General features: G+C 27.7%; 17 protein-coding genes and 1 tRNA gene. 6 read left to right on the top strand and 12 right to left on the bottom strand.

What is annotated here, in order from left to right:
• Positions 1–214 precede the first annotated feature (214 nt).
• From I2A75_RS15060 to I2A75_RS15015, 10 genes are all read right to left on the bottom strand, one after another.
• Positions 215–766, bottom strand: a complete 552-nt coding sequence (locus I2A75_RS15060; RefSeq protein ID WP_195266021.1) for a PepSY domain-containing protein — start codon at positions 764–766, stop codon at positions 215–217.
• A gap of 502 nt (positions 767–1268) precedes the next feature.
• Positions 1269–2264, bottom strand: coding sequence for an inorganic phosphate transporter (locus I2A75_RS15055; RefSeq protein ID WP_195266019.1), 996 nt, complete (start codon positions 2262–2264; stop codon positions 1269–1271).
• 11 nt (positions 2265–2275) lie between these two features.
• Entirely contained in the window at positions 2276–2893 is a 618-nt protein-coding gene (locus tag I2A75_RS15050) for a DUF47 family protein (RefSeq protein ID WP_195266017.1), read from the bottom strand.
• Positions 2894–3106: 213 nt separating this feature from the next.
• Positions 3107–3586: a 23S rRNA (pseudouridine(1915)-N(3))-methyltransferase RlmH gene (rlmH, locus tag I2A75_RS15045; RefSeq protein ID WP_195266015.1), complete on the bottom strand. Its 480-nt coding sequence runs from the start codon at positions 3584–3586 to the stop codon at positions 3107–3109.
• Between the two features lie 30 nt (positions 3587–3616).
• Entirely contained in the window at positions 3617–4255 is a 639-nt protein-coding gene (locus tag I2A75_RS15040) for an Hsp20 family protein (RefSeq protein WP_243242186.1), read from the bottom strand.
• Between the two features lie 196 nt (positions 4256–4451).
• The gene (locus tag I2A75_RS15035) at positions 4452–5093 is read right to left on the bottom strand and encodes a lactate utilization protein (RefSeq protein ID WP_195266011.1); all 642 of its coding nucleotides are present in this window, start codon (positions 5091–5093) and stop codon (positions 4452–4454) included.
• Between the two features lie 151 nt (positions 5094–5244).
• Entirely contained in the window at positions 5245–5742 is a 498-nt protein-coding gene (locus tag I2A75_RS15030) for an SEC-C metal-binding domain-containing protein (RefSeq protein ID WP_195266009.1), read from the bottom strand.
• 44 nt (positions 5743–5786) lie between these two features.
• Positions 5787–5948, bottom strand: a complete 162-nt coding sequence (locus I2A75_RS15025; protein WP_195266007.1) for a CxxH/CxxC protein — start codon at positions 5946–5948, stop codon at positions 5787–5789.
• A 24-nt stretch (positions 5949–5972) separates the two neighbouring features.
• The gene (locus I2A75_RS15020) at positions 5973–6764 is read right to left on the bottom strand and encodes an MBL fold metallo-hydrolase (protein ID WP_195266005.1); all 792 of its coding nucleotides are present in this window, start codon (positions 6762–6764) and stop codon (positions 5973–5975) included.
• Positions 6765–6786: 22 nt separating this feature from the next.
• Positions 6787–8046 (bottom strand): UDP-N-acetylglucosamine 1-carboxyvinyltransferase, encoded by a 1260-nt coding sequence (locus I2A75_RS15015; protein ID WP_195266003.1) that lies wholly within the window; start codon positions 8044–8046, stop codon positions 6787–6789.
• Positions 8047–8364: 318 nt separating this feature from the next.
• Between I2A75_RS15015 and I2A75_RS15010 the strand changes: the two genes are divergently transcribed.
• From I2A75_RS15010 to I2A75_RS14995, 4 genes are all read left to right on the top strand, one after another.
• Entirely contained in the window at positions 8365–8907 is a 543-nt protein-coding gene (locus I2A75_RS15010; protein ID WP_195265994.1) for a hypothetical protein, read from the top strand.
• 159 nt (positions 8908–9066) lie between these two features.
• A complete protein-coding gene (locus tag I2A75_RS15005; RefSeq protein WP_195265992.1) occupies positions 9067–9516 on the top strand; it encodes a dUTP diphosphatase in 450 nt (149 codons plus the stop codon).
• A gap of 89 nt (positions 9517–9605) precedes the next feature.
• Positions 9606–10037, top strand: coding sequence for a DMT family transporter (locus I2A75_RS15000; protein WP_195265990.1), 432 nt, complete (start codon positions 9606–9608; stop codon positions 10035–10037).
• A gap of 92 nt (positions 10038–10129) precedes the next feature.
• Positions 10130–11323, top strand: coding sequence for a S8 family serine peptidase (locus I2A75_RS14995; protein ID WP_195265988.1), 1194 nt, complete (start codon positions 10130–10132; stop codon positions 11321–11323).
• A 54-nt stretch (positions 11324–11377) separates the two neighbouring features.
• Here I2A75_RS14995 and I2A75_RS14990 read toward each other — a convergent pair whose 3' ends face one another.
• Positions 11378–12481, bottom strand: coding sequence for a peptidoglycan DD-metalloendopeptidase family protein (locus tag I2A75_RS14990; RefSeq protein ID WP_195265986.1), 1104 nt, complete (start codon positions 12479–12481; stop codon positions 11378–11380).
• Between the two features lie 164 nt (positions 12482–12645).
• On the opposite strand from I2A75_RS14990, the gene I2A75_RS14985 reads away from it, so the two are divergent.
• Together I2A75_RS14985 and I2A75_RS14980 are read left to right on the top strand one after the other, a co-directional pair.
• Positions 12646–13650, top strand: coding sequence for a DnaD domain protein (locus I2A75_RS14985; RefSeq protein WP_195265984.1), 1005 nt, complete (start codon positions 12646–12648; stop codon positions 13648–13650).
• Positions 13643–14617, top strand: a complete 975-nt coding sequence (locus I2A75_RS14980; protein ID WP_195266093.1) for an ATP-binding protein — start codon at positions 13643–13645, stop codon at positions 14615–14617. The genes I2A75_RS14985 and I2A75_RS14980 overlap by 8 nt, the downstream gene beginning before the upstream one ends.
• A gap of 130 nt (positions 14618–14747) precedes the next feature.
• On the opposite strand, the gene I2A75_RS14975 is transcribed toward I2A75_RS14980, so the two are convergent.
• A tRNA-Thr gene (locus I2A75_RS14975) sits at positions 14748–14822 on the bottom strand.
• Between the last annotated feature and the right edge of the window lies 1 nt (position 14823).

Here is a 14823-nt window from a genome sequence, read left to right as displayed (position 1 = left end):
TCCTTTCCTTAAAAATATACTTATCTCTAATAACCTATAATAGTGAAGATTTTTATATTAAATTTGAACTATATAAAAAATCAAGTAGTTACTTGATATAAATCTCTAGTAACTACTTTAAGTTATTTCCTTATTTTATTCCTTATACTATTTTAATAAATGCTTCATAGCATAAAATTTTAATATTTATAAGTAAACTCTAAAATACCAAGCTTTAATCCTGCTCATATTTTAGTATATCTCCAGAATTAGCATCTACTTCATAATTATATTCCTTATTATTAAAGTAAAATTCTATATCATATTTTTTAATACCATCATCATAATCTAACTCTACTTTTTTAAATGAAACTTGATCACTTGTTAGATTTGAATGCTTCAATACTATTTCTTTCGCTTTATCTACAGTTATTTCACTTATGTTTGAATTCTGCTCTTGTTTTTGAGGTATATCATAATTTTCTACCTCATAGTCATATTCAATTATTTGCCCATCAGTTGCATTTATTTCATAATCATATTCCTTATTTTCATGATAAAATTCTATATCATATTTTTCTATTCCATTATCCGTATCTTTTTTAGATCTAATGAAGGAAACTTGATCACTTGTTAAATTTGCATGCTTTAAAGCTATTTCCTTAGCTTCTTCAATTGTTATTTTCTTATTGGTTTCGTCTACATTATTTAACTTTGCTGAATTATTACAACCTCCTAAACTTATACCAATGATAATTATAATTGTTGCTAATGCTACTTTTTTCATTTTATCCTCCGGTTTATAGTATTTTTTTATTTACATAAAAAGTTTTTGTAAAATAATTAACCTCTTAATATCTAGGTTGCTCATAAATGATTAAAAAATTACACCTATTAATGCATATTTATCTAACTCACTTTTTATATGAACCTCAGCATTATAATTATTTGAGTTGTCATAATCAAATTTAACTAATTGAAAATAAAAAAACATAGTTGATTATCTGTGTTATTATTTAATCCCTAAACAAAATTCAGCACTGATGATAATCACTATATAGTAAAATCTCATTAAACAAATCTGAACACATTAATTTTATATTCATTTACACACGTAATAATTCTCTAAAAAGCTTCAATATCTTATCAATATTTATCTATTTAAAACTTTAGTAAAACCCTAACTTATTTATGGCATGGTTCTCCTTATCAATTTTAAATGCGACTTTTTTATATAATAAAATAGCACAGTGTAGCTATATTCTACTATACTGTGCCATTTTAAAGAATTATAAAAATATTTTTATTATACTAAATACTATTGCTGAAATTGTAGCTGATATTGGAAGTGTAATAAACCAAGTAATTACCATTCTCTTACCTGTATCCCAATTTACTCCTTTAACTCTATGAGCAGAACCAACGCCCATTATTGAGGATGAAATAACATGAGTTGTACTTACAGGTAGTCCAATTTTTGATGCCCCGAATATAATTATTGCTGAAGATAAGTCCGCAGCAACACCATTAACAGGCCTTATTTTCATAATTTGTGTTCCGACAGTTTTTATTATTCTCCATCCTCCAATTGAAGTTCCAAGTGCCATAGCTGCGGCGCAGGAAACTTGAACCCAAAATGGAATACTTCCTGATTTAGCTAGTCCACAACTTACTAAAGCCATTGATATTATCCCCATTGATTTCTGTGCATCATTAGTTCCATGAGCAAAAGATTGAATTGCTGCTGTAACAACTTGAATTCTTCTAAAACCTCTATTTGCCTTTGAAAGATTTAAGTTTTTAAATAAATATTTAAAAATAGTAAACACTATATATCCTACAACAAGAGCAAGTATAGGTGATATAATCAATGATTTAATTATGTTTAAGAATCCTTTTAAATTTATGCATCCAAATCCTGCTGCTACTATTGCCGCTCCTGCTATTGAACCAATAAGTGCATGAGATGAACTACTAGGTATTCCAAAGTACCAAGTAATAAGATTCCAAGCTATTGCTGAAATAAGTGCAGCAATTATAACTACTGTTAAATCAGGTATATTTGCAACATCTACTATATCCTTAGCAATTGTTTTCGCAACACCTGTAAAAAGTATTGCACCAAGAAAATTCATACACGAAGCAGTGATTATTGCACGTTTTGGACTTAATGCTTTAGTTGAAACTGCAGTTGCAATTGCATTTGCAGTATCGTGAAATCCATTAATAAAATCAAAAAGTAATGCAAGAATAACAGTCAAACCAACTAATAAATATGATGTCATTTTAAATCTCCTTATGCATTTTTCATTATTACTGTTTCAAGAACTTTTCCAACCTTTTGACACTCATCAGCAATGTTCTCAAGAATTTCGTAAATCTCTTTATATTGAATAAGCGTAAAAAGATTTTTTTCGTTTTCAAAAAGTTCCTTTATTGCATTTCTTTCAATAACATCACATTTTTTCTCATATTCTTTAATTTTAATTGTGTGTTGTCTTATTTCTGTAAGCCTTTTTTGTGAAAGTAATTCTACAGCATTATATATTTCAATTACACACTTATTTAATAAATCACTAAATTCTAACATATAACTGTCTATTTTATATATTTTATATATGTAAAATCGAGATGCACATTCTTCAAATCCATTAAGAATTTGATCTATATGAGTTGCAAGTTCTAAAGCATCCTCACGTTCAATTGGAGTAATAAAAAGGTTAATTAATTCCTTAGTTAATTCATCAAGTAATTCATCACCTTTATCCTCAAATTCTTTCATTTTTAATCTAAACACATCAAGATCTTTCTCTTCATTAATTTTATAATCATAAAAATATTTTCCTCCATCTTTTAAGTTATTAGAAATATTTAAAAGCATTAAAAATAATTTATGCATTTTCTTATTACTCATTAGTATATCTCCCTTCAAATAGATATATATATTACACCTTAAATATTTTATCACAATTTATCTTAATGTTTTGTCTTCTATTATGTTAAATTTATGTTAAACACATAATGATTTTACTTCAACTGCATAAATATATTTAATACTGTAGATATTTCCCCCTATAAAAAATAGTCTTAACTAAGTAATTTCAATAGTTAAGACTAAAAACATCATTTACTTGTGATATGGTTCATTCTTCATTATCCTAAATGCTCTATAAATTTGCTCTAATAGCATAACTCTAAATAATTGATGAGGAAAAGTCATCTTAGAAAAACAAAGCTTATAGTTAGCTCTTTTTATAACTCTTTGTGATATCCCTAAGCTTCCACCTATTATAAAAGCAATATTAGAATTGCCCATAACGCCACAGTTTTCTATGTAGTTTGCAAATTGCTCTGAAGTTAAATTTTCTCCTTTTAAATCCATTGCAATTACAAACATATTATCTTTTATTTTAGATAGTATAAGTTCTCCCTCTTTATCTTTTATTTGTAACTCTTCCTTTTCAGATGCATTATCTGGAGTTTTTTCGTCTGGAAGCTCTATAATATCTAATTTACAATATCTGCTTAACCTCTTTGAGTATTCATCAATAGCTTGCTTTAGGTATTTTTCCTTTAATTTACCTACTGAAATTATTGTTATATTCATACTATTTTCTCCTCATATGTGTTTATTTTATTATTTTGAATCTATATAGGTATCTATTTCTATAATATCATCTGCATCAGTAAAATTTTCTACATCTATAATTGTTGTATCTTTATCTACAGGTGGTCTCTTCTTTAAATAAATTCTTAGAACATCTGCATTATAAACAGCTTGAATTTTATTTGCTTCAACATTTGGCACATAATAGCTCTTTTCTAGATTAGATCCTTCTTGAAAGATTGCAACCATTGAATTTCCATTATTGAAAACTTGATTTCTCTTAATCTTTATTCTTATGTGGTCATCTTCATAATCTATATCTATATCTTTCTTATCTAGTCCAACTAATTTTCCTTCTATTAAGTACCTATCACCATAATCAATAAAATCTAAATCTAGCTCATCATCCTCTATGCTCTCTAAAACAGAATTTACAACATCACTATTTAAAACTGTATCAACTATGTTATTTATTAAATCCTCATTTGTGATTAATGTTGTGAAAACTTGATTGAATACACTATTAAACGTTCCTCCCAAAATACCAATCATATCACTTCCGTTACTAAAACTAGTATATCCATAACCATTATTATAATTATTATTTATATTATTATTTCCACTACTTGTACTTCCATTAAACATGCCACCCATCATGTTATTAATCAAAAAAGGGAACATATTAAACATATATATCTCCTACCTTATAAATTCTTATAATATAATTTTATTTAATACAAGAATTTTTGACACAAAAATTAAGAAATGATGTGTTTTAAAACTAAATTTTAAATATACACTTTCACTTCTTAACTTCCAATTTCATTATAATTAATTGTTCCCTAGTTTTATAAATTACTGCTCTCTAATATCCTATGTTTTCATTCATAAATATTACATGCATTCTGTCCTTATTGCTTTGACTTGCTATAACAGTAAACTCTCTACATATCTTTTCATTACTTTTACAATCCATGCAATATCCAACCTTAGCACATGGAGTCTTTTTATTTAATCTCTTTGCATTAGATGGCGCACTTATTTCCCTATTTCTTTTAACAGCTTCATCAATATCTTTAACAATCTTATTTACACCAACTAAAAGAATAACTTTATCAGGCCCAAATAACATTGCTGCAACTCTATTTCCATTGCCATCAACATTATATAACTTTCCATCTTCAGTTACTGCATTACTACTTGCAAAGTATGCATCTGCTAAAAAGCTTTCTTTGAATATTCTAGTAATTTCTTCTGAAGTTAGTCCCTCTTTATATCTATCTAGAAACTCATATCTTCCGCTTCTTAAATGATCTATAACTCCATACTCAAAAAGAGACATAGATCCTCCACAAGACACTACTGCTCCCTCTTTAACAATCTCAGTTATCTTTTTTATTAATTCATCCTTTGTATTTACTAAATATCCGTTTATATTATTATTATTTAATGCTTCTATAGTTCTATTTATCTTTTGCTCATTAACCCATTTTAAATTATTGTCCATATATAACTCCCCCAAATATTTATAATATAGATTAAATATTAATAGTTTAAATATCCTTTATAACTATTATAAACTTATTAAATAGATATTTAAATATACCTATTTGCAGCAAAAAAAGACCTATTTAAATATAGGCCTCTTTTATTTTAAACTATTTTCCACAGCACTTTTTATATTTCTTTCCACTTCCACATGTGCAAGGATCATTTCTTCCTATTTTATTTTCATTTCTTACCATAACAGATTCTCTATATTTCTTTTGAATTTCTTTTCTCTTTTCTGGTGAGAATATTCCTTCCCATTGAGGTAAAGAGTATAGATATTCTGCTTTTGCATCTAACATATTGTAATATAATTTCTCTAAATCTACATCTAATGTTATTTCATCTGTAGCTGTTAAAGCTTCTAAATCAAGGCCATTCTTTAAACTATCGTTTATTCCGTCAACGAATCCCATAATAAATTCTGGAGTTGTATTATGCTTATTAGCTAAATCATTAATTGTAAAAGTATAATTTTCCTTGTGCTTTGCTAATATATCTTTGTATATAGCCTTTTCAATTTCCATATACTCATTCCAAAAAGCTTGTTCTCCCTTTGTCTTAACATACTCAACTACCATATCTGTCCATTGTTTATATAAACTCATAAGTTCCTTCTCCTTTTTAATGGTTTTATATTAATTTATTATTTTTACTCATTCGCTTTAATTATGTACTCTGCATTTTCACTACAATAACTGCATTTTCCATCTTTAACCTTTTCCATAATAGGAAAAGTTTCCTCATAGTTAATTAAATCATCCATTGCATCATCAATGTGAACCTTACATGCATATATTTCCTTACTATTCATAATAATTCATCTTCTTCCTTATAACTAAACTTCTATTAGATTACTTGGGCTATGTCTATTAGCCATAGTTAAGTCAATATCCTCTTTAGGTATTATACCATGCTCCTTCAATACAGAACTAACTGTTTCTAGAGCTAAATCTGGATGATTATTAGTTCCACTTAAATGTCCTAATATCAATTTTTTGTTTGGCTTATATCTAATTAAGTCTACTATTGCCTTACCACAATCCTCATTAGATAAATGCCCAACCTCACTTAGTATTCTTCTTTTTAAACTATAAGGATATGGTCCAAACTTTAGCATATTTACATCATGATTACTCTCTAATAATATGACTTCTGAATCCTTTATATTATCTCGTATTTCTTCTGTATATATTCCAAAGTCTGTAGTAACACTAACTTTTTTACCATTATGGTGCATAGTATATCCAACTGGAGCAACTGCATCATGAGGTATGTTAAATGATATTATATCTAAATCATTTATAGACAGTGTTGACCTTCTATCCATTATTCTTATATTATGCTCTTTTATTTTTCCTATATTTCCTTCCATAGCCATCCATGTATCTGCATTGCTATATATAGGAATATCGTATTTGCGAGATAATACCCCTATTCCCTTTATGTGATCAGAGTGTTCATGGGTTACAAATATTCCATCTATCTCGCTTGGATTTTCTCCAATACTCCTTAAGGCATCATCTATCTTCTTTCCTGGTAAACCCGCATCTATTAATATCTTTGCATGTTCTGAAGCAACAAATATACTGTTGCCGCTGCTCCCACTGTATAATGAGCAAAACTTCATTTTACTATCCCCCATGCAGATATTATTCCGCTACTCTCATTATGTCTGCGCCTAATGCAGTAAACTTATTTTCAATATGCGGATATCCTCTATCTATATGTTCTATTTCTAATATTTCAGTTACTCCTTCTGCAACTAAACCTGCTATTACCATAGCTGCTCCAGCTCTTAAGTCAGTAGCTATAACTTTAGCTCCTACTAGCTTTTCACAACCCTCTATTATAGCTGTTCTTTCTTCTACTTTTATAGTAGCTCCCATTTTCTTAAGCTCATCTATATGCTTATGTCTACTTTCCCATATACTTTCAGCTATTAAACTTTTACCAGGTACTATACTTAATAAAGCTGACATTGGTTGTTGAACATCTGTTGGGAATCCTGGATATGGAGCAGTCTTTACATTAACTCCTTTTAGATCTCCTTCAACATATACTCTAACACTATCATCACCTTCTTCAACCATAGCTCCCATTTCTATAAGCTTTGCTGCAATTGATTCTAAGTGCTTTGGTATAACATTCTTTATAGTTACATCCCCCTTAGTTGCTGCTGCTGCTATCATAAATGTACCAGCTTCTATTTGATCTGGTATAACGCTATAATTGCATCCTGTTAACTTTTCTACACCTCTTATTCTAATTACATCCGTTCCAGCACCTTTTATATCTGCTCCCATAGAGTTTAAGAAGTTAGCAACATCTACTACATGAGGTTCTTTTGCAACATTTTCAAGTACAGTTGTCCCGTCTGCTAAAGTTGCTGCTATCATAACATTTATAGTTGCTCCAACTGTAACAACATCGAAAAATATATTTGCTCCGTGAAGATGCTCTGCTTCAACGATAACTGCTCCATGCTCTATAGTAACATTTGCTCCTAATGCTTCAAATCCCTTTATATGTTGATCTATAGGTCTAACCCCTATAGGACATCCTCCTGGAAGTTCAACTCTTGCTCTCTTAAATCTTGATAATAAAGCCCCAATAAAGTAATATGACGCTCTCATTCTTCTTACATCATCAGTGCAAGCTTCTACACTTCTCACATCAGTAGCATCTATCTCTAAAGTATTATTATCTATCTTATTTACTGAACAACCAAGGCTGGTTAATATCCTTTCTAAACAATGTACATCTTCTATATCAGGCACGTTATCAATTATGCACTTTCCTTCGCTAGCCATTATAGCTGCTGGTAATATTGCTACAGCCGAATTTTTAGCACCATTTATATCAACTGATCCTTTTAAGACTTTGCCTCCATTTATAACTAATTTTTCCATCCATTTCACCCTTATCATAATTTATATATATATTAATCTTTCCTATTATTTCAACTATTATCCATTGTTAAATTTCATTCTTAATTTACATTCTTAAAAAACTTACAATACTCATTATAACATAAAAATAATTTTAGGAAATAGAGTTTTTTATTCCAATTACCATTTTCCCTAACCTTTATAATATTTGAACTTTTCTTTATATTATCTTTTTTAATTTATTTTAATATGTTATAATTTATAACAAAGTTTGTATTCATTTAAAATACATAAAATAAAATGAAAATATAAACTAATTTGATATGAGAGGCTAAAGCTATGAAATATTATTTAGTGGCATTATTTGATGAAGAATCTTATAAAAACTTGAATCCTATACAAAGAAATCTATCTAAAAAATTTAGAGCTAATAGGAATTCTCCAACACCTTACATTCCATTAGAGATAATAGAAAATCCTAATATAGATAAATTGGATGTTGTTGTAGACAAAATAGTTAAACCCTACAAAAATTTCAAGGTTCAACTCTCTACTGAAGTATCAGTTTCAGAGGCAAGCAAAACTTTAAATATGAAGATAGAAGATGTAGGATATATAAAGAGACTTACAAGATTAATGAGTGATACATTAAAATTACATGGATTTAATATACAGAATTTCAATAGCGAACCATCGATGCATATATCTTTAGCTAATCTTAATTACCTTCCAAAGGATATGAAAAAATTTGATGGTGGAGTTAATTTTAAATCTAATTGTGAAACTCTTAAAGTTGATAGAATAGAGCTATGGAAATTCTCTGCTAACAAAAGAGAAACATTAATAAAAAGTTATCCTTTAAAAAAGAACCTTTATTTATGATTATTAAATATCAGAAAGTGTTTAATTATTTTAAACACTTTTTTTATTTTCTTAATATATAAAAAATTTATTTTTTTGTATTCGTTTACCGCACTTTTCATTTGTAAAATATTTTTGTAAAATATATTATAGTAAATCCTTAAAAGCAGGAGGATATTTATGAATATTGTATCTTTTTTTGAATCGCAAAAAGAAAAAAATAAAAAAATCATTATTGATAATAACTTAAGCGAATATAAAATTTGGGCTAGAAAACACCTAGAATTACATACAAAATTAAGCTATCTAGCAGATGAAACTAAATGTTATAAGTATTGGATATCAGAAGATGAACCAATGAATAAATCAATATTATTTGAGAAATATTTAGATTGTTTTGCTCATATAATTAATCTTGGTATAGATAGACATTACGATCATATCGAAGAAGTCCTTATTAAACCAAATGATTATTGTTTGAGCGATCAATTTTTAAATCTATTTATAGATTTAAATGACTTAATAATATCACCTTCTGAAGATCATTATATAACACTTGTTGAAGATTTTATCAGCTTAGGAATTACTTTAGGTTATTCAGAATCTAAAATTAAAGAATCATTTATTTAGTATATAATTAAAAACCTTCTATAAATAATAGAAGGTTTTTTTAATATTTCTCTTCTTTAAGTGGCATACTATTCCTGAGGTGATTTAATATGCTAGCAATCATATATGCAATAATATCAGGGATATCTATGACACTACAAGGCGTATTCAATACTAAATTAGAAGAAAAAGTTGGAACTTGGGAAACAAACGTTATAGTTCAAGGCACTGCATTAGTTTTAACCTTAATTATAGTGATGTTCTTTGGAAAAGGTAGCTTTAAAGAAATAAAAGAAGTAAACAAACTCTATTTACTTGGTGGTGTCCTTGGAGTCATAATTACTTTTACTGTTATGAGGAGCATTGGCGCTATGGGTGCTACATGTGGGATTGGCATAATCCTAGTTGCTCAATTAGCTTCTGCAGGGCTTATAGATGCATTCGGATTATTCGGAGCTGAAAAAATATCATTCCATATTAAAGAGTTTATTGGAATATCTATAATGATATTAGGAATAGTTATATTTAAATGGAGAGGTTAGCACTTCTCCTTTTTTTATATAATAAATTATAATATTAACAAAATTGAAACTTTTAATATACTATATAATGTAATTAATTTTAGGAGTATATTATGTTCTCTTCTAATAAAAAGTTAGATACAAATTTAAAGAGTTGTATGTTATCAAAGCCCTATAATAATTATAGGATACTTATTAAATATAAAAGATTTCAGGATAGTATCATAAAGAAAATCGCATCTTATAAAGGGGAAGTTATGAGCAATATAAAACATTGCAAGATAATATCCGCTAGATTAAATTCCAGAGGTATTCAAAGATTATTAGAATATCCTGAGGTTGAATATATTTGCTTTGATGAATATCTATTTTTATGTGGCATGAGTGTTAGCACTGCTAATAAAGTAAGAATATCTAGTAAAACTAAAAGTAAGGGACAAGGAATAGGTGTTGCAATCATAGATACTGGAGTTTACCCTCATCCTGATTTAGTTACTCCATATAATAGAATATCTATGTTTGTTGATTTAATAAATGGGCTTAAATATCCGTATGATGATAATGGTCACGGTACTTGTACCGCTGGAATAATTGCAGGAAATGGTGAAAAATCAAATGGTATGTATCGTGGAGTTGCTCCTGGATGTAATATATATTGCTACAAAGCATTTGATAAGAGTGGTAAAGGATATATATCTGATATACTTTATTCAATGGAAATGGTTTCCGAAGAGTCTGAAAAACATAATATTAAGCTGTTATGTTTACCATTTGAGCTTCTACATTATAATATATTTCTACAAAAGTGTTTTGATATAATGGTTTCATTAGTAAATAGTAAAAACATAACTTGTATAGTTCCAAGTGGAAGCAATAAAAATTTAGATGGATCAATTACAGGAATTGCTTTATGTCCTGATTGCATAACAGTCTCAGGATATGATTCTACATCAAAGGTTAAGCCTTATACTTATTCATCTATAGGATCACTAAAAAAAGATTCAAAACCTAATTTATGTGCAGCATGTGTTGATATAGTTTCTTTAAACTCTAATACTAATTATATTTCCGAAAAAGATGGTATTAAACTTTATCCATCAAAACTTGATAGTTCATATAAAACATTTAGTGGTACCTCTCTAGCTGCTGCTTATGTAACTGGTATTTGTGCTTTAATTTATGAGAATAATGAAGATTTAACTCCAAAAGATATAATTTCACTTTTAAAAGTCTCTTGTGAACAACTTGATATGCCAAAGAATTGCCAAGGCGATGGAAAAATAAATATAAACTCTATATTAAAATGAAAGGTACTAATTTAAGCACCTTTCATTTTATAATTTTTTATATTAACTATTAAATTATTGTACAATATAGTTGGTAGGATCTACAGGATCATTATCTACTCTAAGTTCAAAATGTAAATGGGGACCAGTACTAAATCCAGTATTTCCAATAGCACCTATTATATCTCCTTTTTTAACCTTATCTCCTACCTTAACGTAAAAGTCACTTAAATGACCATAATATGTAACCATATTATCTTCATGCTTAACCATTATTAAATTTCCATAACCACCGTCATTATACTGTGCGTAAGTAATCTCTCCATCCATTGCAACTAATACATCATCTCCTATATTACCTGCAATATCTATTCCCTTATGGAAAGAGTTCCATCGCTCTCCATATCCAGAGGTCATGTATCCCCCCCTAGTTGGGCTACTTAAAAAAGCAACTCCATAATCATAAGGATTTTTTGTTCCTCTGTATATCTTTTTACTAATTTGCTCTTTTATTACTTCTTCACTGACAACCTTAGTTTCTATTAGTTTATTGTTTTCATAAGTAACTTCTTTAACTTGCTTCTTTAATCCAACTTCTCCATATTCAACCTTACTTTCTCCTAAATACATTGAATCACTTGGTATTATTATTGTATTAGGCTGAATTTTTACATTTTCCTCAGTAGTATATTTCACATTTAATTTAATCTTACTTGATTCTTCTTGTGATAATTTATATATATAATTAGCTAGTTCATCATTTGTCTGTAATAAACCTAAGTCAAATCTACTTTCTTGTAAATCTATATCTCCATTTATTTCAAATGATAATACTGAGTCTTCATTGATATTCATTTCGTCTATAACTTTCCTCAAAACTAAATCTTTTATATTAGTTAGATTATTTTCTATTGAAGTATATCCTATAACTTTATTATCCAATTTAACTTCATAGCCATTTATTTTACCCGTTAATGCAACAATTAAATTTTCAAATATATTATCATCAGATATTTTATCATATAAAGAATATCTTGAGTTATTTAAGTCAATATTATTTAATGCATCATTTGTATTAGCACTAACCTTAATACAATTAATATTTATAGTTAGAATAACACTAAATATTGATAATATAACATATTTAATTATTATTCCCGAGTCTCCTTTTGTATCCATAAAATCTCCTTTCATATTAATAATGTTAAGCAACACATCTATTAGTTTTGCCAAATTTAGAAATAATATTCTTTTTATATATTCAATAGTTTTGTTGAGCCTAATTCACCACTTTGTTATAATTATCTTACTATACAATTAATTTTAGAAAGGTAGATGTAAATATGAGCACTTTTATGCTTAAATCAAAGCCTTTAAAATTTACTCCTGTCAGTAATGCATTTATTGAAAAATATATGCCTAAAGCTAGAGGAGAATTTATTAAAGTATATCTTCTTATGCTTAAATATAATTTTACAGGCGAAATCGGTGTTAATGCATCAATCTTAGCTACATCATTGAACTTATTAGAGTCAGATATAATAAACGCCCTTAACTACTGGAATGAAGAAGGAGTAATTAAACTAGTTCCAATAGATAAAATGGGAAACTTTGATATAGAATTTATAGATCTTTCATCTGAAAATATTGTTAATAGAGAAGAAATCAATATATTAGCTGAACTTTCGGATGAATCTAACAATGGTATGCTAAAAGATATAGAAAAACTGTTAGGTAGACCACTATCCCCTAGTGAATTCACAACCTATATAAGTTGGAAAAAAGATTTTAAGTTTTCTTCAGAACTTATACTACTGCTTATAGAGTACTGTGTTTCTAAAGGAAAAACAAATCATAGATATATCGAAAAGGTTGCTTTAGCTTGGCATGAGATGAATATAAAAACAATTGATGACGCTCAAAATTATATAAGAAAAACTGAAGATAAATGGGGTACTTATAGAGAAATTTTAAAATTCTTAGGAATTAGAAATACTGATATAATGAAACCCCAAGAAGATATGTTAGAGAAATGGACTACATCGTACAACTTTTCATTAGATATAATAAAAAAAGCATGTGATATTTGTTTCCAAAGGTTAAATAGAGCTGATTTTAAGTATATAGATGGAATATTGTCCAGTTGGAATAAAGATAACTTAAGAACATTAAAACAAATTGAAGAAAAAGAAACCTCTTATAAAAATTCATCTTCTAAAAAGAATTTTAACACTCAAAAATCAAATTCATATGAAAAACCTAAATTAAGATTCAATAACTTTAAAGGCCGTGACTATGATTATGATGATTTAGAAAAGAAATTATTAGGATGGGATAATGATGATTAAAGGATATGAAAAAGAATTAACATTAATATATGAAAACATACGACTTGAAGAGGAAAAAAACTTAGAAAAAAGACGTAAAGAAATAAAGGAGAATCATCCAGATATCTTAGAATTAGATAACTTAATTCAGAAAAAATCACTTAATTTAGCTATGTCAATTTTAAAAGGCATAAATGAATTAGAACTTAAAAGTCTGAAAGAAGAAATAGTTGAACTTAGATTTAAAAAGTATGAAGCTCTCGTAGCCAATGGATATGATCCAGAATATTTAGCACTTCATCATAGATGTAGTAAATGTAAAGATCAGGGATACATTGGTAGTACAAAATGTATTTGCTATAAAAATAAATTAGTTAACCTTTACTATAAAGACTCTGATTTACAAGATTCACTAAGAGTAAATAACTTCAATAACTTTGATTTATCTTTATTTGCTAATTATAAAATAAGCGATGATAAGTACACCCCTAGGAAAAACATTGAAAATATTCTTGAGTATATAAATGGAGATTTTATTCCGAACTTTTCTAAAAATAATGATAATATGTTATTTTATGGTGATTCGGGGACTGGAAAAACCTTCCTAAGTTGTTGCGTAGCAAAAGAACTTCTTGATAAAGGCTATTTAGTCGTTTATAGAAGTATAGATGAACTTATTAAAAATTTAAGAGAAATAAGATTTGAAAATAATTATAATTTAGAAGACCTTTTAATAAATTGTGATCTACTAATAATAGATGACTTAGGCGCAGAACAACTTACAGAATTCTCTGCAACAGAATTTTTTAATTTTTTAAATAAAAAGTTATTAAAGAAGAAAAAAATGCTAATTTCTACAAACTTATCTTTACCTGATATAAGTAAAAATTATTCTGAAAGAATTTCTTCCAGACTCCTAGGGAATTTTAAGTTATATAAGTTTTATTCTGAAGACATAAGAATTCAATTAAATTTGAAGAAAAAATAAAAAGAAGTGTAATATTGAATGTTAAAAATTTAATGTTACACTTTTTTATTTATGTTCTATTTCTTTATTTATGTTCTATAAAGTATAATTTTATATACAAAAAAGACTTTAGATAAATCTAAAGTCTTTCTGGAGCTGGCAATAGGAATCGAACCTACAACCTGCTGATTACAAGTCAGCTGCTCTACCGTTGAGCCATGCCAGCA

This window comes from Clostridium sp. 1001275B_160808_H3, from assembly GCF_015550425.1.
GTDB lineage: Bacteria > Bacillota > Clostridia > Clostridiales > Clostridiaceae > Clostridium.
Note: the sequence above shows the minus strand (reverse complement) of the source record. Positions and strands in the feature narration are given on the sequence as shown.

What these genes read in the sequence shown, in the direction of transcription:
- rlmH (WP_195266015.1), bottom strand. Translation starts at nt 3,586, where the DNA reads ATGAATATAACAATAATTTCAGTAGGTAAATTAAAGGAAAAATACCTA.
- I2A75_RS15055 (WP_195266019.1), bottom strand. Translation starts at nt 2,264, where the DNA reads ATGACATCATATTTATTAGTTGGTTTGACTGTTATTCTTGCATTACTT.
- I2A75_RS15035 (WP_195266011.1), bottom strand. Translation starts at nt 5,093, where the DNA reads ATGGACAATAATTTAAAATGGGTTAATGAGCAAAAGATAAATAGAACT.
- I2A75_RS14980 (WP_195266093.1), top strand. Translation starts at nt 13,643, where the DNA reads ATGATTAAAGGATATGAAAAAGAATTAACATTAATATATGAAAACATA.
- I2A75_RS15005 (WP_195265992.1), top strand. Translation starts at nt 9,067, where the DNA reads ATGAATATTGTATCTTTTTTTGAATCGCAAAAAGAAAAAAATAAAAAA.
- I2A75_RS15010 (WP_195265994.1), top strand. Translation starts at nt 8,365, where the DNA reads ATGAAATATTATTTAGTGGCATTATTTGATGAAGAATCTTATAAAAAC.
- I2A75_RS14990 (WP_195265986.1), bottom strand. Translation starts at nt 12,481, where the DNA reads ATGGATACAAAAGGAGACTCGGGAATAATAATTAAATATGTTATATTA.
- I2A75_RS15025 (WP_195266007.1), bottom strand. Translation starts at nt 5,948, where the DNA reads ATGAATAGTAAGGAAATATATGCATGTAAGGTTCACATTGATGATGCA.
- I2A75_RS15030 (WP_195266009.1), bottom strand. Translation starts at nt 5,742, where the DNA reads ATGAGTTTATATAAACAATGGACAGATATGGTAGTTGAGTATGTTAAG.
- I2A75_RS15050 (WP_195266017.1), bottom strand. Translation starts at nt 2,893, where the DNA reads ATGAGTAATAAGAAAATGCATAAATTATTTTTAATGCTTTTAAATATT.
- I2A75_RS14995 (WP_195265988.1), top strand. Translation starts at nt 10,130, where the DNA reads ATGTTCTCTTCTAATAAAAAGTTAGATACAAATTTAAAGAGTTGTATG.
- I2A75_RS15000 (WP_195265990.1), top strand. Translation starts at nt 9,606, where the DNA reads ATGCTAGCAATCATATATGCAATAATATCAGGGATATCTATGACACTA.
- I2A75_RS14985 (WP_195265984.1), top strand. Translation starts at nt 12,646, where the DNA reads ATGAGCACTTTTATGCTTAAATCAAAGCCTTTAAAATTTACTCCTGTC.
- I2A75_RS15015 (WP_195266003.1), bottom strand. Translation starts at nt 8,046, where the DNA reads ATGGAAAAATTAGTTATAAATGGAGGCAAAGTCTTAAAAGGATCAGTT.
- I2A75_RS15020 (WP_195266005.1), bottom strand. Translation starts at nt 6,764, where the DNA reads ATGAAGTTTTGCTCATTATACAGTGGGAGCAGCGGCAACAGTATATTT.
- I2A75_RS15060 (WP_195266021.1), bottom strand. Translation starts at nt 766, where the DNA reads ATGAAAAAAGTAGCATTAGCAACAATTATAATTATCATTGGTATAAGT.